Source organism: Stutzerimonas sp. (assembly GCF_982611455.1).
Genome location: NZ_CEXBBO010000003.1, coordinates 207,588 through 225,061 on the forward strand (window position 1 = coordinate 207,588; position 17,474 = coordinate 225,061).

The 17,474-nt window shown below is 59.8% G+C and carries 13 protein-coding genes; 2 read left to right on the forward strand and 11 right to left on the reverse strand.

The window, feature by feature from the left end; all coding sequences use genetic code 11:
* Positions 1 to 6 precede the first annotated feature (6 nt).
* The 10 genes from sthA to AC2LD7_RS03450 form a co-directional block, all read right to left on the reverse strand.
* Complete coding sequence (gene sthA, locus AC2LD7_RS03405) at positions 7 to 1,401, reverse strand: Si-specific NAD(P)(+) transhydrogenase (protein ID WP_484596444.1); 1,395 nt, start codon at positions 1,399 to 1,401, stop codon at positions 7 to 9.
* A gap of 188 nt (positions 1,402 to 1,589) precedes the next feature.
* Positions 1,590 to 1,820: a (Na+)-NQR maturation NqrM gene (gene nqrM, locus AC2LD7_RS03410; RefSeq protein WP_484596445.1), complete on the reverse strand. Its 231-nt coding sequence runs from the start codon at positions 1,818 to 1,820 to the stop codon at positions 1,590 to 1,592.
* Positions 1,817 to 2,842, reverse strand: a complete 1,026-nt coding sequence (locus AC2LD7_RS03415) for an FAD:protein FMN transferase (RefSeq protein WP_484596446.1) — start codon at positions 2,840 to 2,842, stop codon at positions 1,817 to 1,819. The genes nqrM and AC2LD7_RS03415 overlap by 4 nt, the downstream gene beginning before the upstream one ends.
* Position 2,843: 1 nt before the next feature.
* Positions 2,844 to 4,070: an NADH:ubiquinone reductase (Na(+)-transporting) subunit F gene (gene nqrF, locus AC2LD7_RS03420; RefSeq protein WP_484596464.1), complete on the reverse strand. Its 1,227-nt coding sequence runs from the start codon at positions 4,068 to 4,070 to the stop codon at positions 2,844 to 2,846.
* 12 nt (positions 4,071 to 4,082) lie between these two features.
* The gene (gene nqrE / locus AC2LD7_RS03425) at positions 4,083 to 4,691 is read right to left on the reverse strand and encodes an NADH:ubiquinone reductase (Na(+)-transporting) subunit E (RefSeq protein ID WP_484596447.1); all 609 of its coding nucleotides are present in this window, start codon (positions 4,689 to 4,691) and stop codon (positions 4,083 to 4,085) included.
* Entirely contained in the window at positions 4,691 to 5,365 is a 675-nt protein-coding gene (locus tag AC2LD7_RS03430) for an NADH:ubiquinone reductase (Na(+)-transporting) subunit D (protein ID WP_484596448.1), read from the reverse strand. The genes nqrE and AC2LD7_RS03430 overlap by 1 nt, the downstream gene beginning before the upstream one ends.
* On the reverse strand, positions 5,362 to 6,150 hold the full coding sequence (locus tag AC2LD7_RS03435) for a Na(+)-translocating NADH-quinone reductase subunit C (protein WP_484596449.1): 789 nt from the start codon (positions 6,148 to 6,150) through the stop codon (positions 5,362 to 5,364). Before AC2LD7_RS03435 ends, AC2LD7_RS03430 begins: the two co-directional genes overlap by 4 nt.
* On the reverse strand, positions 6,143 to 7,354 hold the full coding sequence (locus AC2LD7_RS03440) for an NADH:ubiquinone reductase (Na(+)-transporting) subunit B (RefSeq protein ID WP_484596450.1): 1,212 nt from the start codon (positions 7,352 to 7,354) through the stop codon (positions 6,143 to 6,145). Before AC2LD7_RS03440 ends, AC2LD7_RS03435 begins: the two co-directional genes overlap by 8 nt.
* A 3-nt stretch (positions 7,355 to 7,357) precedes the next feature.
* The gene (locus AC2LD7_RS03445; protein WP_484596451.1) at positions 7,358 to 8,695 is read right to left on the reverse strand and encodes a Na(+)-translocating NADH-quinone reductase subunit A; all 1,338 of its coding nucleotides are present in this window, start codon (positions 8,693 to 8,695) and stop codon (positions 7,358 to 7,360) included.
* 315 nt (positions 8,696 to 9,010) lie between these two features.
* On the reverse strand, positions 9,011 to 10,462 hold the full coding sequence (locus tag AC2LD7_RS03450) for a glyceraldehyde-3-phosphate dehydrogenase (protein WP_484596452.1): 1,452 nt from the start codon (positions 10,460 to 10,462) through the stop codon (positions 9,011 to 9,013).
* A 159-nt stretch (positions 10,463 to 10,621) separates the two neighbouring features.
* Here AC2LD7_RS03450 and mfd point away from each other — a divergent pair, with 159 nt between their 5' ends.
* The gene (mfd, locus tag AC2LD7_RS03455; RefSeq protein ID WP_484596453.1) at positions 10,622 to 14,071 is read left to right on the forward strand and encodes a transcription-repair coupling factor; all 3,450 of its coding nucleotides are present in this window, start codon (positions 10,622 to 10,624) and stop codon (positions 14,069 to 14,071) included.
* Positions 14,072 to 14,271: 200 nt separating this feature from the next.
* Here the strand turns inward: mfd and AC2LD7_RS03460 are convergent, their stop codons facing one another.
* Positions 14,272 to 14,466 (reverse strand): hypothetical protein, encoded by a 195-nt coding sequence (locus AC2LD7_RS03460; protein ID WP_484596454.1) that lies wholly within the window; start codon positions 14,464 to 14,466, stop codon positions 14,272 to 14,274.
* Positions 14,467 to 14,469: 3 nt separating this feature from the next.
* Here AC2LD7_RS03460 and AC2LD7_RS03465 point away from each other — a divergent pair, with 3 nt between their 5' ends.
* Positions 14,470 to 17,412 carry a DEAD/DEAH box helicase gene (locus tag AC2LD7_RS03465; RefSeq protein ID WP_484596455.1) on the forward strand — a complete coding sequence of 981 codons (2,943 nt, stop codon included), beginning with the start codon at positions 14,470 to 14,472 and terminating at the stop codon, positions 17,410 to 17,412.
* The last annotated feature ends 62 nt before the right edge of the window (positions 17,413 to 17,474 follow it).

Consider the following 17,474-nt stretch of genomic DNA (forward strand, 5'->3'; position numbering starts at 1 on the left):
AGCCCCTCAAAAAAGCCGGTTGAGCCCATCGAACGCGGCCACTCGATAAGCTTCGGCCATGGTCGGGTAATTGAAGGTGGTGTTGATGAAATACTTGATGGTGTTCGCCTCACCCGGCTGATTCATGATTGCCTGGCCGATATGCACGATCTCTGAAGCCTGATAGCCGAAGCAATGCACGCCGAGCACCGCTAGCGTCTCGCGATGGAAAAGAATTTTCAGCATGCCGACCGGCTCGGCGGAAATTTGCGCTCGCGCCATTCCCTTGAAAAACGCCTTACCCACTTCGTAGGGAATCTTCGCCTCGGTGAGCTCTCGTTCGTTCTTGCCAATCGAGCTGATCTCCGGAATGGTGTAGATCCCAGTCGGCACATCGTCGACGAAGCGCCAGCTATCGTTTTCAACGATGCTACCGGCCGCCGAACGACCCTGGTCGTATGCAGCACTGGCCAGCGATGGCCAGCCGATCACATCGCCGGCCGCGTAAATATTGCCGACGTCGGTACGGTAATGCTCGTTGACCTGAATCTGTCCCCGGCTATTGACCTTGAGTCCAATGTTCCCCAGAGCGAGTTTGTCGGTATTGCCGGTCCGCCCGTTACACCAGAGGAAGGCGTCTGCCTTGATCTTCTTGCCTGATTTGAGATGCAGGATGACGCCGTTGTCCACACCTTCAACGCGCTCGTACTCCTCGTTGTGACGGATCAGCACATTGTTGTTGCGCAAGTGATAGCTCAGCGCATCGGAAATCTCGTCATCGAGGAAGCTGAGCAACTGATCGCGGTTGTCGATCAAGTCGACCAGTACACCGAGGCCGCTGAAGATCGATGCGTATTCGGAGCCGATCACACCGGCTCCGTAGATGATCAAGCGGCGCGGCGTATGGCTTAGGGTCAGAATGGTGTCGCTGTCATAGACGCGCGGGTGTGAGAAGTCGACATCCGAAGGACGATAGGGGCGCGAACCGGTGGCGATGATGAACTGGTTGGCAACCAGCTTTTCGACCATACCGTTGGCACTGACCACCTCGACTGTCTGTTCGTCGGCAAAGCTCGCGGTGCCAAAGAAGAGATCGATGCGGTTACGCGCGTAGTAGCCGGTACGCGACGTAACCTGCTTGCCGATTACGCTCTCGGCGCTCTTGAGTACGTCGGGGAACGAAAACCAGCGCGGCTCGCCGATCTGGCGGAACAGCGGATTGGTGTTGTACTGCATGATCTGCCGCACCGAGTGGCGCAGCGCCTTGGAAGGGATGGTCCCCAGATGGGTGGAGTTGCCACCGACGTGCGGTCTGCTGTCGACCACGGCGACCTTGCGTCCCGCCTTGACTGCATTCATTGCCGCGCCTTCGCCGGCAGGGCCTGAGCCCAGTATCACCACATCGTAGTTGTAGACAGCCATATTCACCCCTGAACACGCAGCAGGCAGCCCTGCCGCTCTTAACGAATTCGGTAGACCCAAGGCGTGCGTCATCGCTGAAGCGCCGCCGCCCCGAGCCGTTGCGCCGATGCCACCCGAGCGGCACCGGCGCTGCATGCAAGACCTGAGCGCCGTAGCCCGAGACCACAGGCGCTGATCAGAAGCGACTGTCAGCGTCTGGTCGCATCGTATGCGAGATCTGCTTTTGCGCCCGGGCTCGCCTGCTCATTCACTTCTTCGCACTTCTCGCGACTACCGCCACAGATCGAGCACTCCTTCTCGATGCCGAGATTAGCGATGCCACCGCAAGAACCCGCGATGGGCTTGCGGCCCATGATCACGCCAATGGACATGCCGAACACGACCAACAACATGACGAGAAAAACTATTAACCAAGTCATTGCTCCGCTCCCGCACCGAACAGCTCATTAAAGGCTTCGGTACTTCTGCTTACGAATTCCTGCCCTTCGCGAATCACGAAGAATGCTGCAATTTTTCGTTCAGCCGCAAACGCCAGACCCCGTTCCGGACCCAGCACCATGAGCACGGTAGACAGCCCGTCGGCGCGTAGTGTCGATGGATCGACCACCGTCACCGCCGCCAAGTGGTGATCGATAGGGGCACCGGTCCGCGGATCCAGCGTATGCGAATAACGTTTGCCGTCACGTTCGAAATAGTTGCGGTAATCGCCGGATGTGGAAACGGCATAACCGTCCAGTTCGATGATCCGCTGCGCAACACGCTCGTTATCCCGAGGCGCCTCGATAGCGATGCGCCAGGGCGCCCCGTCCGGTTTATGACCTTGAGCCTTGAGCTCACCGGTGATTTCCACCAGATAGCTGCTGACCCCGGATGCTACGAGCGCTGCCACCACCTGATCCACCGCATAACCCGCCGCAATACTATTGAAATCGACCTGAACGGCTGCGTCCTTGCAAAGCTGCTCGCCATCGATCCGTAGATATTGTTGACCGATATTCTGCCGAACGTTGTCGATTTCCTCGGCAGAGGGCACCCGTTCGCCGCGACCCTGCGGACCGAAGCCCCAGAGATTGAGCAACGGCTCGATGGTCAGATCCAGCGCACCGTTGCTTTCTTCCGAAAGCTGCTGGCCTGCCAGGATCAACTCGCGGACTCCGCTCGGCATGACCATACACTCATGCGCGGGCAAGGCATTGAAGGTTTCGATATCCGAATCGGCGCGGTAGGTCGAGAGTTGCTTGTCGATCTCGGCAAGTATCGACTCGGTCTCGCGCTGCAGTTGTTCCTTGGCAGCGGCCTGGTCTCCGGCCACGTACTTCACCGAATAGGTGCTGCCCATGGTCGGTCCACCGAAGCTTTCTACCTTGTCCTGAAACAGACAGCCCGTCAGGGCTGCCGCCAGGACGGCAACGATGACGGGCTGTAGTAACGCTTGGGTCATGCTAGCCGCCGAAGTCGTCGAGCAGGATGTTCTCCGGTTCGACGCCCAGATCGGTGAGCATCTTGATCACCGAGGCGTTCATCATCGGCGGACCGCACATGTAGAACTCGCAATCTTCCGGAGCCGGATGGTCCTTCAGGTAGTTCTCGAACAGCACGTTGTGGATGAAGCCGGTCGGACCTTCCCAATTGTCTTCAGGTTGCGGGTCGGACAGCGCCAAGTGCCATTGGAAGTTGTCGTTTTCCGCCTGCAGTTGATCGTATTCCTCGACATAGAACGCCTCGCGCATGGAGCGCGCGCCGTACCAGAAGGTCATCTTGCGTTTGGATTTCAGGCGCTTGAGCTGATCGAAGATGTGCGAACGCATCGGCGCCATGCCCGCACCGCCGCCTACGAAGACCATCTCGGCATCGGTGTCCTTGGCGAAGAACTCACCGAACGGACCGTAGACCGTAACTTTGTCGCCCGGCTTGAGGCTGAACACCCAGGAAGACATCTTGCCCGGTGGCAGATTGTCCTTGCCCGGCGGAGGCGAAGCGATACGGATGTTGAATTTCACCAGACCTACTTCTTCCGGATAGTTCGCCATGGAGTAGGCACGGATCACGGTTTCGTCGACCTTCGATACGTACTTCCACTGGTTGAACTTGTCCCAGTCACCGCGATACTCCTCCTGAATATCGAAGTCTTTGTAGCGGACCTCGTGCGGTGGGCACTCCAGCTGGACATAACCACCGGCACGGAAGTCGACGTTCTCGCCTTCCGGCAGTTTCAGGGTCAGCTCCTTGATGAAAGTGGCGACGTTCGGATTGGAAAGCACAGTGCATTCCCACTTCTTCACACCGAACACTTCTTCCGGCACTTCGATCTTCATATCTGCCTTGACCGGGGTCTGGCAAGACAGGCGCCACCCTTCGCCAGCCTCGCGGCGGGTGAAGTGCGACTCCTCGGTGGGTAGCATTTCGCCGCCGCCGCTCTCGACGATGCACTTGCACTGCGCGCAGGTGCCGCCGCCGCCACAGGCGGAGGAAAGGAAGAGATTGTTGGCAGCCAGCGTCTGTAGCAGCTTGCCACCCGCCGGAACGGTAATGGTGCGCTCGCCGTTGATTTCGATGCTTATATCGCCGCTGGATACCAGCTTGGCGCGGGCCGCGAGGATGATCACCACCAGCGCGAGCACGATGGCGGTGAACATGCCGATGGCGAGGAAAATTTCGTAACTCATCAGTTCATCCCGTCCTTACAGCTGTACGCCAGAGAAAGACATGAAGCCCAGCGACATCAGTCCGATGGTGATGAAAGTGATTCCCAAGCCCTGTAGGCCTTCCGGCACATCGCTGTACTTGAGTTTCTCGCGAATACCGGCCAGCAAGGCGATGGCCAGCGCCCAGGAGAAACCCGAGCCCATGCCATAAACCACGCTTTCGCTAAGGTTGTAGTCGCGCTCGACCATGAACAGGGTGCCACCCATGATGGCGCAGTTCACCGTGATCAGCGGCAGGAATACACCCAGCGCGTTGTAAAGACTCGGCACATACTTATCGAGCAGCATCTCGAGAATCTGCACGATGGCGGCGATTACGCCGATGTAGCTCAGCAGACCGAGGAAGCTAAGATCCACCTCCGGCAGGCCGGCCCAGGACAGCGCCCCCGCCTTGAGCAGGTAGGTATAGATCAGGTTGTTGGCCGGTACGGTGATCGCCTGCACCACGATAACCGCGATACCCAGGCCGATCGCCGTCTCCACCTTCTTCGAGATCGCGATGAAGGTACACATGCCGAGAAAGAACGCCAGAGCCATGTTCTCGATGAACACAGCGCGGACGAAGAGGCTGATGTAATGCTCCATTAGTAAGCCTCCTTATTCGAGACTTGCGGCGCCATCTTGAAGGAAGGCTTCTCGACCTGCTCCTTCTTCCAGGTACGGATACCCCAGATGATCAGACCAATCAGGAAGAAGGCTGACGGAGGAAGTAACAGCAAACCGTTGGGCTGGTACCAGCCACCATCGTTAACCACCGGGATGATGGTATAGCCCATCAGCTTACCGGCACCGAACAGCTCGCGGATGATGCCGAGCACGATCAGCATGGCGCTGTAGCCGAGACCATTACCGATACCATCGAAGAACGACAGCACCGGCGGGTTTTGCATGGCGAAGGCTTCGGCTCGTCCCATAACGATGCAGTTGGTGATGATCAAACCGACAAACACCGACAACTGCTTGGACAGCGTAAATGCATACGCCTTGAGCAACTGGTCCACCACGATTACCAGCGAGGCGATGATCACCATCTGCACGATCATGCGGATCGAGCCGGGGATCTTGCTCCGTATCATCGAAATGAACATGCTCGAGAAGGCAGTGACCAATGTCAGCGCAATGGACATCACCAAGGCGGTTTTCAGGTTCGAGGTAACCGCCAGTGCCGAACAGATGCCGAGGATCTGCAGGCCGATGGGGTTGTTGTTGAAGACCGGATTGAACAGGACTTCCTTAATAGTAGGTTGCGACATGATCAAGCCTCCCCAGCGCGCAGGTTAGCGATAAATGGACCGAAGCCGTCTTCGCCCAGCCAGAAGTGCAACAGGTTGTTCACACCATTGCTAGTCAGCGTCGCACCGGCCAGGGCATCGACTTGGTGATCGGCCCGCGGGCTTTGCGGATCGACACCACCCTTGACTACCTGAATGGCCAACTCGCCATCCTCGTTGAACAGCTCCTTGCCCTGCCACTGGCTGCGCCACTTCGGATTATCTACCTCGCCGCCAAGACCCGGGGTCTCGCCATGCTGATAGAAGCCTAGCCCTTCGACGGTATTGAGATCACCCTTGAGGGCCATGAAGCCATACAGAGTGGACCACAGCCCGTAACCACGAACCGGGACGATCAGCGTCTCGAGCTCGCCATTTTCCTCGACGATATACACGACGCTGTACCGCTCACGACGCTTGATCGAGGCGATGTCCTCTTCACTTGGGAGCGCTTGCGAAAGCTTGGGGTCCTTGGCTGCAACCAGGGGATCGAAGCTATTCGGATCGAACTCATCGCTGAATTTCCCGGTTTGCAAATCGACCAGCTTGGCAACGATACGCTCACCGTACAGGGTCTTGACCTGCTTGGCAGACATGCCCGCCTCACCCAGGCCGGCGATCGCCAGAATGCTGCGCTGCTTATCCAGCTGACGGTTCTCCAGCTGCGTCGGGCGCAGAGCCACGGCCGCGCCGGCGACGAATACCGAGCAGACCAGGCAGACCAGCAGGGCCACTACCAGCGTGCGGGTAGTGGATTCTTTTTGACTAGACATTACGTGCCAGCCTCCGCTTGATATTGGCCTGAATGACAAAGTGGTCAATCAACGGTGCACAAAGGTTAGCGAACAGGATCGCCAACATCATGCCTTCCGGAAACGCCGGATTGACGACACGGATCAGCACGACCATGACGCCGATGAATATGCCGAACACCCACTTGCCGGTGTTGGTCATGGATGCCGAAACCGGATCGGTGGCCATATAGATCAAGCCGAAGGCGAAACCACCCACCACCATATGCCAGTACCAGGGCATGGCGAACATCGGATTGCTGTCGGAGCCGATCAGATTGAACAGGAAGCTCAGCCCGATCATGCCGAGCATCACGCCCGAAACGATGCGCCATGAGGCGATCTTGGTCATCAGCAACACCGCACCGCCGATGAAGATGGCCAGCGTACTGGTTTCACCGAGCGAGCCGTGAATGGTGCCAACGAAAGCGTCCATCCAAGTGATGCCACTGGCGATCACGTTTTCCATGCCACCAGCGAAGCTCAGGCTGAGTGCGGTAGCACCGGCAAAGCCATCCACCGCCGTCCAGACCGCGTCACCCGACATCTGCGCCGGATAGGCGAAGAACAGGAAAGCACGACCGGTAAGGGCTGGGTTGAGGAAGTTCTTGCCGGTGCCGCCGAAGATTTCCTTGCCGATCACGATACCGAAGCTGATGCCCAGAGCGACCTGCCAGAGCGGGATGCTCGGCGGAAGCGTCAGGGCGAACAACACCGAAGTGACGAAGAACCCTTCGTTGACTTCGTGCTTGCGGATCGAAGCGAACAGCACTTCCCAGAAACCGCCGACGATGAACGTCACCGCGTAAACGGGCAGAAAGTACGCCGCACCCTGGATGAAGTTATCCCAAAGGCTGTTCGGATCGAACCCGGCCAGCGCGCTGATCAGTGCCATGCGCCAGCCTTCCTGTGCGGCAAGCAGATCAGGACTTTGTGCATAAATCAGGTTGGCCTGGTAGCCGGTGTTCCACATGCCGAAGAACATCGCCGGAAAGGTGCAGAGCCAGACCGTGATCATCATCCGCTTGAGGTCGATGCCGTCACGCACGTGAGCGGTGGTCTTGGTCACGCTGCCGGGACGATAGAGGAAGGTGTCCGCGGCTTCGTAGAGTGCATACCACTTCTCGTACTTGCCGCCCTTCTCGAAGTTGTGCTCAATCTTGTCGAGGAATTCGCGAATGCCCATGCCTTACCCCTCCTTCTCGATGCGGGTCAGATTGTCCCGCAGGATCGGGCCGTATTCATATTTGCCGGCACAGACGTAGGTGCACAGCGCCAGATCTTCCTCATCCAGTTCGAGGCAGCCGAGCTTCTGCGCCACCTCGGTATCACCGACGATCAAGGAACGCAGCAATTGAGTCGGCAGGATGTCCAGCGGCATGACCTCTTCATAGTTACCCACCGGCACCATGGCGCGAGGGCTGCCGTTGGTGGACGTGGAGAAAGCGAATTTCTTGCCACCCATCAGCTTCGAGATGTAGATGTTGAGGATCGAGTGTTTGTCGCTACCGGCACGCAAGTAGTGCAGCATCTCGCGCTCCTTGCCTTCACGCAGACAGGAAACCTGCTGGTGATAACGACCGAGGAAGGCGAAAGCCCCATGTGCCGTGCGTCCGCCCAGCACCGAGCCGGACACCACGCGATTCGCACCGGGCTGCAACTCACCAGCGGTCAGCTCGTCGAGGCTGGCACCTAGACGGGTACGCACAAGGCGCGGAGTTTCCACCACCGGACCGGCAAGCGAAACCACGCGTTCGACCGACAGCCGACCGCTGGTAAATAGCGCGCCGATGGCGATCACGTCCTGATAACCGATGCTCCAGACACTCTTGCTGGCGCTGACCGGATCGAGGAAATGGATGTGCGTACCGGCCAGACCCGCAGGATGCGGGCCGGAGAAGATTTCAGACTTTACCTTGGCGAGCTGCTCGCCTGGCAACGAAGCGCCGTCTGCCTTACATAGGAACAGCTTGCCCAGGTTACCGAGTACTTTGAGACCCGCTTCGAAGTCATCGGCACGCTCGCCAATGATCACCGCCGGATCGGCTGCTAACGGATGGGTATCGATTGCCGTGACGAAAATGGAGCTGGGTACGGCGTCAACGGCGGGCACCTTGCTGTAGGGGCGAGTACGCAAGGCTGTCCAGAGGCCCGATTGCTGCAAGTTCTCGCGAACCTGTGCATCGCTGAGCCCTTCCAGTTCGGCAGCGCCGTACTGGCTGAACGTCACCTCATCCGTGCCAGCGAGGTCAATGACCACCGATTGCAGGACGCGTTTCTCGCCACGATGAATAGCACTGACCACACCTGCGCCAGGCGCGGTGAAATGAACCCCAGGCGTCTTCTTGTCGGAAAACAGAACCTGCCCCAATTTGACGTGATCGCCGACCTGAACTTCCATGGTCGGCTTCATGTCAGGGTAATCGAACCCTAATACAGCGACGCTTCGCACGGGCCTTCCAGCTTCGATACGCTGCGCCGGCGCACCTGTAATGGGCAAATCAAGCCCACGTTTTATATTGATCATCGGTTCGCTAACCACTGATTTAAAAGGCTTTTTTACGAGCCCGGCGGCTTAGCTCAAAGTCGAATTGCACGACGCGCACTGATGAGTTATCAGCGCGACGCTATGCCGCGGGCCCAGGTAGAAATCCGCCCGATTATAGAGGCCACGACCCATGACTGACCACCCAAGGTCTTTCAAATTTTTGACTCGGGACCGGCGGTCGCCTACAACCATCTATTGACGCTGAACTCGTCGACCCCTGTGAACGGCAGAATTTGCCTAGGGATAAAATGCAAAAACGGGAGCCGAAGCTCCCGTTTTCCGACACCCGACGTCTTAGCGTGGGAAGGCTGGCGGATTGACGCCTGCCATGTCTTCCATCACACGTACCACCTGGCAGCTATAGCCGAACTCATTGTCATACCAGACATAAAGCACGACGCGGTTGTCACTGCAGATCGTCGCCTCGGCATCCACCACGCCAGCGTGACGCGAGCCAACGAAGTCGCTGGATACAACCTCCAACGAGTTGACGAAATCGATTTGCTTCTGCAAATCCGAGTGCATCGCCATTTGGCGCAGGTACTCGTTGATTTCTTCACGCGTGGTGGCCTTCTCCAGATTCAGATTCAGAATGGCCATGGAAACGTTCGGCGTCGGTACGCGAATGGCGTTGCCGGTCAGCTTGCCCTTGAGCACCGGTAGCGCCTTGGCGGCTGCAGTGGCAGCACCGGTCTCGGTGATCACCATGTTCAGCGCCGCACTGCGACCACGACGACTGCCTTTGTGGAAGTTGTCGATCAGGTTCTGGTCGTTGGTATAGGAATGCACGGTTTCCACGTGACCGTTGACGATGCCGTACTGATCGTTGACTGCCTTGAGCACCGGCACGATGGCGTTAGTGGTGCAGGAAGCCGCGGAAACGATTTTGTCGTCAGCGGTGATTTCACCGTGGTTAATGCCATGGACGATGTTCTTCAGTTCGCCCTTGCCAGGCGCTGTCAGCACCACGCGCGCGACGCCCGGGCACTTCAGATGCTGGCTGAGACCTTCGGAATCACGCCACTTGCCAGTGTTGTCGACCAGCAACGCGTTCTCGATGCCGTACTGGGTGTAATCCACCGAGGCCGGGTCGTTCGAGTAAATCACTTGGATCAGGTTGCCGTTGGCGGTGATGGTGTTGTTCTCGGCATCGATATGGATGGTGCCTTCGAACGGACCGTGTACCGAATCACGACGCAGCAGGCTGGCGCGCTTGACCAGGTCGTTCTCGGCGCCCTTGCGCACTACGATGGCGCGCAGGCGCAGGCCATCGCCGCCGCCGGTCTTCTCGATAAGAATGCGCGCCAGTAGACGACCAATTCGACCGAAACCGTAGAGCACCACGTCGGTGCCCTTGTGTACGCCGGTGGTGTTGCGTTTGCCGGCCACTTCAGCCAGCTCGTCACGCACGAACTGATCGAGGTTGCGGCCGTTGCCCTCGGCCTTGTATTTGGCGACGACCTTACCCAGGTCGACCGAAGCGGCGCCCAGATTCATGTCGCTCATGGTCGTGAGTATCTGATGCGTCTCGTGCACGCAGAGCTCGGCTTCGTCAGCCTGACGATGGCGAGCAAAGCGATGGGCCTTGAGCAGCGCGATGACCGATCGATTGATCAGGCCGCGGCCATAGATGGAAGTCACCACGTTGTTGTTACGATACAGCTGACCAATCAGCGGAATCATCGCTTCGGCGAGGGCTTCTCGATCAATCCATTCACCAAGACACTGGTCGGGCTTCTGAGTCACGGGCAGTTCCTTCCAACATGTAGGGGCTGAGAAAAGGGGCTACATTATGCCGACGCACCCTAGCGTCGGCAATCGATGCAGCGGAAACACTGACAGCGTCCCGCGCGGATAGTTACAATCCTGGCGGTCCATTTTTACCGACCGGAGCCACGCCCACTCGTGTCCGTATTGCGCCTTCCGCCCATGCCTGCCGCCAGCGGCAAGCAAACCTGGGGCAACCTTCCCGGAGCCGCGCTGAGCCTCGCCATTGCCGAAGCTGCCAGCAACGCAGAGAGATTCACGCTTCTTCTTACCGCCGACAGCCAGAGCGCCGAGCGCCTGCAGGAAGAACTAGTCTTCTTCGCGCCAGAGCTGCCCGTGCTGCATTTCCCCGACTGGGAAACACTGCCTTACGACGTCTTTTCGCCGCATCAGGACATCATTTCCCAACGCATCGCGGCGCTCTATCAACTGCCTGAGCTGACTCACGGCGTGTTGGTAGTTCCTATCACCACGGCGCTACACAGGCTCGCACCCAAGCGCTTCCTGCTCGGCTCCAGCCTGGTGCTGGATGTCGGACAGAAGCTCGACGTCGAACAGATGCGCACGCGCCTGGAAGCCGCCGGCTACCGTTGCGTCGACACGGTGTATGAGCATGGCGAGTTCGCCGTGCGCGGCGCGCTGATCGATCTGTTTCCGATGGGAAGCACCCTGCCCTACCGCATCGACCTGTTCGATGACGAGATCGAGACGCTGCGCACCTTCGATCCGGAAAACCAGCGCTCGATAGACAAGGTCGAGTCGATCCGCCTGCTGCCGGCGCGTGAATTTCCCTTGAAGAAGGAGTCGGTGACCGGCTTTCGCGCGCGTTTCCGTGAGCGCTTCGATGTGGACTTCCGCCGCTGCCCGGTCTATCAGGATCTCTCCACCGGGATCACGCCGGCGGGTATCGAGTACTACCTGCCGCTGTTCTTCGACGAAACCTCGACGCTGTTCGACTACCTTCCTGAAGATACTCAGGTGTTCTCCCTGCCTGGCATCGAGCAGGCTGCCGAGCATTTCTGGAAGGACGTGCGCAACCGCTACGAAGAACGCCGCGTCGATCCCGAACGGCCTTTGCTGCCGCCCGCCGAGCTGTTCATGCCGGTGGAAGACTGCTTTGCCCATCTGAAGCTCTGGCCGCGCGTGGTCGCCAGCCAGGACGATGTGGAAACCGGCATCGGACGCGAGCGTTTCCCGGCCAGCCGCTTCCCCGAACTGGCCATAGAGGCCAAAGCCAGCGAGCCGCTGGGCGCATTGCGGCGTTTCCTCGACGAATTCCCCGGCCGCGTGCTGTTCACCGCTGAATCCGCCGGGCGCCGAGAAGTGCTGCTGGAGCTGTTGGCACGGCTGAAATTACGCCCGCAGGAAGTCGCCGGCTGGCCGCAGTTCGTCGAAAGCCAGGAGCGACTGGCGATCACCATCGCCCCGCTGGACGACGGGCTGTTGCTACAGGACCCAGCCCTGGCGCTGATCGCCGAAAGCCCACTGTTCGGCCAACGCGTCATGCAGCGTCGGCGTCGCGAGAAAGGCCGCGACGCTGGCGAAAACGTCATCAAGAACCTCACCGAGCTGCGCGAAGGTGCGCCGGTGGTACATATCGACCACGGTGTCGGCCGTTACCAAGGCCTGGTAACGCTGGAAATCGAAGGCCAGGCCGCTGAATTCCTTCAGCTGCAATATGCCGAGGAAGCCAAGCTCTACGTGCCGGTCGCCAGTCTGCATCTCATCGCCCGCTACACCGGCAGCGACGACGCACTAGCGCCACTGCACCGGCTGGGCTCGGAAACTTGGCAGAAGGCCAAGCGCAAGGCCGCAGAGCAAGTCCGCGATGTAGCCGCCGAGCTGCTGGACATTTATGCCCGCCGCGCCGCCCGCGAAGGTTACGCCTTTGCCGATCCGCAACTCGATTACGAAACCTTCAGCGCCGGATTCCCCTTCGAGGAGACGCCTGATCAGCAATCCGCCATCGAAGCCGTGCGCAACGACATGCTCGCGCCCAAGCCGATGGATCGTCTGATTTGCGGCGATGTCGGCTTCGGCAAGACAGAAGTGGCGATGCGCGCAGCTTTTATCGCCGTACACAGCGGTCGTCAGGTCGCCGTACTGGTGCCCACTACCCTGCTCGCCCAGCAGCACTACAACAGTTTTCGCGACCGCTTCGCCGACTGGCCCGTACGGGTCGAAGTGATGAGCCGCTTCAAGTCCGCCAAGGAAATCCAGAGCGCGGTGCAGGAACTGGCCGAAGGGAAAGTGGACATCCTCATCGGCACCCACAAGCTGCTCCAGGACGATGTGAAGTTCACCAATCTGGGCTTGGTCATCATCGATGAGGAACACCGTTTCGGCGTGCGCCAGAAGGAACAGCTCAAGGCCCTTCGCAGCGAGGTGGACATTCTCACGCTGACCGCCACGCCGATTCCGCGCACGCTGAACATGGCGGTCGCGGGCATGCGCGACCTATCCATCATTGCCACCCCGCCGGCTCGGCGGTTGTCGGTTCGCACCTTCGTCATGGAGCAAAACAACCCGACGATCAAGGAGGCACTGCTGCGCGAGCTGCTGCGTGGCGGTCAGGTGTACTACTTGCACAACGATGTGAAGACCATCGAGAAATGCGCCGCCGACCTCGCCGCGCTAGTGCCCGAGGCGCGCATCGGCGTGGGCCACGGACAGATGCGCGAGCGCGAGCTGGAACAGGTGATGGGCGACTTCTATCACAAGCGCTTCAACGTACTGATCGCCTCGACCATCATCGAGACCGGCATCGACGTGCCCAGCGCCAACACCATCATCATCGAACGCGCCGACAAGTTCGGCCTGGCCCAGCTGCACCAGTTACGTGGTCGCGTCGGCCGTAGTCACCACCAGGCTTACGCCTATTTGCTGACACCGCCGCGCAAGGCCATGACTCCGGATGCGGAAAAGCGCCTGGAAGCCATCGCCAATGCGCAGGACCTGGGCGCCGGCTTCGTCCTGGCGACCCACGACCTGGAAATCCGCGGAGCTGGCGAACTGCTCGGTGACGGCCAGAGCGGGCAGATTCAGGCGGTCGGCTTTACCCTCTATATGGAAATGCTCGAGCGCGCGGTCAAATCCATCCAGAAAGGCGAACAGCCGAACCTCGACCAGCCACTGGGCGGCGGCCCGGAAATCAACCTGCGCGTGCCGGCGTTGATACCTGAGGACTATTTGCCGGATGTTCATGCACGACTGATTTTGTACAAGCGCATCGCCAACGCCGCCGACGAAAACGGCCTGCGCGAATTGCAGGTGGAGATGATCGATCGATTCGGCCTGCTACCGGAGCCGGCCAAGCATCTGGTCAGACTGACGCTGCTCAAGCTGCAAGCCGCCAGCCTTGGCATCAGCAAGATAGACGCAGGGCCGCAGGGCGGGCGCATCGAGTTCATGCAGGACACCAGTGTCGATCCGATGGTGCTGATCAAGCTGATCCAGAGCCAACCTAACCGCTACAAGTTCGAAGGCGCCACGGTGTTCAAATTCCAGGTGCCGATGGAACGGCCGGAAGAACGCTTCAATACGCTTGAAGCCTTACTTGAACGCTTGGCGCCTGTGGAAAAGGGGTGATGATGCGCCGTTTTGCACTCACCCGACTCGAGCAGACGGCGTCTTGAGCTATGCCCGGTAGTTTTTTCACCGAGTTGCCGCCAACTTGGCCTCTGGCATTTTCTGAGAACGCGCTCGCCAGAGGCATGCAGTACGCCCTCGAGGGCCGCGTAAAGCTTCTGCGCGAGGACGCACGGTATGTAGAAGCAACCTGCCGCGGTTCAGGTAGCAACCAGTACCGGCAGTCGCTTCAACTTTCGGGTAATGGTGCGCTCAGCTGCATATGCAGCTGCCCGGTCGGCTTTAACTGCAAGCACGGGGCGGCCCTCATCCACCATCTCGAACTGCAGGCCCAGAGCCCGACAGCAGGCATAGGCGACCAGCCGAACGATCGATTTACGGGCACGGTGGAACATTGGTTGTCGCTGCTTCCGCAAGCATTAAGCGACGCCCCGCTCGGGGACCAGCAATGGTGTCTTCACTACATGGTGACGCCGGACGTGAATATCGATGTCTTCAAGGTACGCCTGCGCAAGGACGGCTCGATTGGCGAAAGGCAGCCCTACTACGGCATGCGCGAAGCCGGCTTTCGCCAGCCGCGCTTCATGCAACCGCTGGACTTGCACATCGCGGCATTGCTGACGCTTGGTCGATCCTCCGGCCATGGCTTCTCGCTCAGTGGCGAGAACGGCGGTGAAGCCCTGCGCCTTGTACTGCAAAGTGGCCGCGCCTTTCTCGACTGGAATCTTCCGCCGCTGCAACCTGATCTGACACGGCAGGCCCGGTTTAATTGGACGCAGAGCGCTGACGGGTGCTTTCAGCCCAGTCTGGATATGGACGAGCCCGCAGGCGAACTGCTCAGCGCTGTAGATCCTCTGTACTACCTCGACGAACAACGCAACGAAATCGGTCGGGTCGACCATGGCTTACCGATGCCGCTGGCCAGGCACCTGCTCGCCGCACCTTCGGTCCCTTCTGCCCAAGCGGCGCTGTTCAGCCTGTCTCTCAACGAAATCGCCCCGCAGCTTCCGGCGCCAGCCAAGCCAAGAGAACATCACGTCGATGACCTGATGCCCAGCGCGCGACTCATCCTCGGTAGCCATCAGTCCGTCAATTACCAACCGAGCAGCGGGCGGATGGTCAACGAGCATCAGCACCGCGCCGGCCTCAGTTTCGTCTACGGCAACACAGGCGTGCATGGCAAGGCGAAAGCCGAACAGCGCGTGCGCCAAACCGAAGGCGATCGGGTGCTCAGCATGGCCCGCCAACCCAGCGCAGAGCAGGCGCTACGTCAGCAACTGCAGCAGCTAGGCTTCCGGCCGTCCCTGCGCCAGAGCCAGGCCCTGCCGAAGGATTCGGCAGAAATGTTCGAACTGCCCAACGAAGCCGCCTGGCTGCACTTCACGCAGCAACAGCTACCGCAGCTGCGTGAGCAAGACTGGCAGATCGTCATGCAGCCCGGCTTCGCCTATGACCTGACGCCAGTAGACGCCTGGTACGTCGAGGTTGACGAGCCGCCCGAGCGCAGCTGGTTTGATCTAGAACTCGGCATCATCGTCGAAGGCGAACGCATCAGCCTACTGCCGGTCCTGCTCGGCCTGATCCGCCGAAACCCAGCGCTGCTCTCGGCGCACGCCCTGGCCCAGCGCAGCGACGACGAAACCTTGCGCGTGCAGCTCGACAAGCGGCGCGAAGGCGATGACCGACCGCTGCAAGTGCTGCTGCCCTTCGGCCGCCTCAAACCGATCCTCGCCACCCTGTCCGAGCTATACCTTCGCGAGCAGCCGAGCGCCGCCAACCTTCGTCTGGAGCGCGTCGATGCTGCACGACTGGCTCAGCTCGATGCGCTCGCTCTGCAGTGGCATGGTGGCGAACATCTGCGCGACTTCGCCCAACGCCTGCGCGACTATCGCCAGCAGGCCGTTACCGCACCGGTCGGCCTGAAAGCCGAGCTGCGCCCGTATCAGCTGGACGGTTTGAGCTGGATGCAGACGCTACGCACCCTTGAGGTCGGCGGCATCCTCGGTGACGACATGGGTCTGGGCAAGACGCTGCAAACCCTTGCCCACGTGCTGTTGGAAAAGGAGGCCGGGCGCCTTGACCGACCTTGCCTGGTGGTCATGCCTACCAGCCTGATACCCAACTGGCAGGACGAGACGGCCCGCTTCGCCCCGACGTTAAAAGTGCTGACCCTGCACGGACCGGCGCGTCAGCAGCATTACCAGCACCTGACCGAATACGACCTCGTTCTCACCACCTACGCCTTGCTGCCACGAGATATCGATCAGCTCGCCGAGCTGCCGCTGCATGTGCTGGTGCTCGACGAAGCGCAGAACATCAAAAACGCCAGCAGCAAGGCCGCGCAGGCCGCTCATCGCCTCGTCGCCCGCCAGCGCCTGTGCCTCACCGGCACGCCGCTGGAAAATCATCTGGGCGAACTATGGTCGCTGTTCCACTTCCTCATGCCCGGCTGGCTGGGCGATGCCAAAAGCTTCAACCGCGATTACCGCAAGCCTATCGAGAAGAACGGCGACACCGATCGACTGCAGCATCTCACTGCCCGGATCAAGCCCTTCCTGCTGCGCCGGCGCAAGGAACAGGTGGCCCGCGAGTTGCCACCCAAGAACGAGATCCTGCATTGGGTCGAACTGAGCCCCGCACAACGCGACCTCTATGAAACCGTGCGGCTGGCGATGGACAGCAAAATTCGCGAAGAGATCGACCGCAAGGGTCTGGCGCGCAGCCAGATCGTAATTCTCGACGCCTTGCTCAAGCTGCGTCAGGTCTGCTGCGATCTGCGCCTGGTCAAAGGCGAGGCGGCCCGGCCGCCTCGCGGTAGCAGCTCCGGCAAGCTCGACAGCCTGATGGAAATGCTCGTGGAGCTGTTGGCCGAGGGTCGCCGAGTTCTGCTGTTCTCGCAATTCACCTCTATGCTCGCGCTCATCGAGGACGAGCTACGTAGCCGCACCATCGACTACGTGCAAATTACCGGTGACACCAAAGATCGACGCACGCCGGTGCGGCGTTTCCAGAACGGCGAAGTACCGCTGTTTCTGATCAGCCTGAAGGCGGGCGGCACCGGACTCAACCTGACCGCCGCCGACACCGTCATTCACTACGACCCCTGGTGGAACCCGGCAGCGGAAAACCAGGCCACCGACCGCGCCCACCGCATCGGCCAGGACAAGCCCGTATTCGTCTACAAACTGATCGCCCGCGCCACCGTGGAGGAAAAAATTCAGCAACTGCAGAAGCACAAAGCCGAACTGGCCGCAGGCGTGCTGGATTCAAGCAGCCACGGCGGCTGGCAGCTGGAGCAGAGCGATATCGAGGCGCTGTTGGCACCGTTGCCGGAAAGCTAAAGTTGGCTGTTGGCTGTTGGCTGTTGGCTGTTGGCTGTTGGCTGTTGGCTGTTGGCTGTTGG

What these genes read in the sequence shown, in the direction of transcription:
- sthA (WP_484596444.1), bottom strand. Translation starts at nt 1,401, where the DNA reads ATGGCTGTCTACAACTACGATGTGGTGATACTGGGCTCAGGCCCTGCC.
- AC2LD7_RS03435 (WP_484596449.1), bottom strand. Translation starts at nt 6,150, where the DNA reads ATGTCTAGTCAAAAAGAATCCACTACCCGCACGCTGGTAGTGGCCCTG.
- nqrE (WP_484596447.1), bottom strand. Translation starts at nt 4,691, where the DNA reads ATGGAGCATTACATCAGCCTCTTCGTCCGCGCTGTGTTCATCGAGAAC.
- AC2LD7_RS03415 (WP_484596446.1), bottom strand. Translation starts at nt 2,842, where the DNA reads ATGACCCAAGCGTTACTACAGCCCGTCATCGTTGCCGTCCTGGCGGCA.
- nqrM (WP_484596445.1), bottom strand. Translation starts at nt 1,820, where the DNA reads ATGACTTGGTTAATAGTTTTTCTCGTCATGTTGTTGGTCGTGTTCGGC.
- AC2LD7_RS03440 (WP_484596450.1), bottom strand. Translation starts at nt 7,354, where the DNA reads ATGGGCATTCGCGAATTCCTCGACAAGATTGAGCACAACTTCGAGAAG.
- AC2LD7_RS03460 (WP_484596454.1), bottom strand. Translation starts at nt 14,466, where the DNA reads ATGTTCCACCGTGCCCGTAAATCGATCGTTCGGCTGGTCGCCTATGCC.
- AC2LD7_RS03445 (WP_484596451.1), bottom strand. Translation starts at nt 8,695, where the DNA reads ATGATCAATATAAAACGTGGGCTTGATTTGCCCATTACAGGTGCGCCG.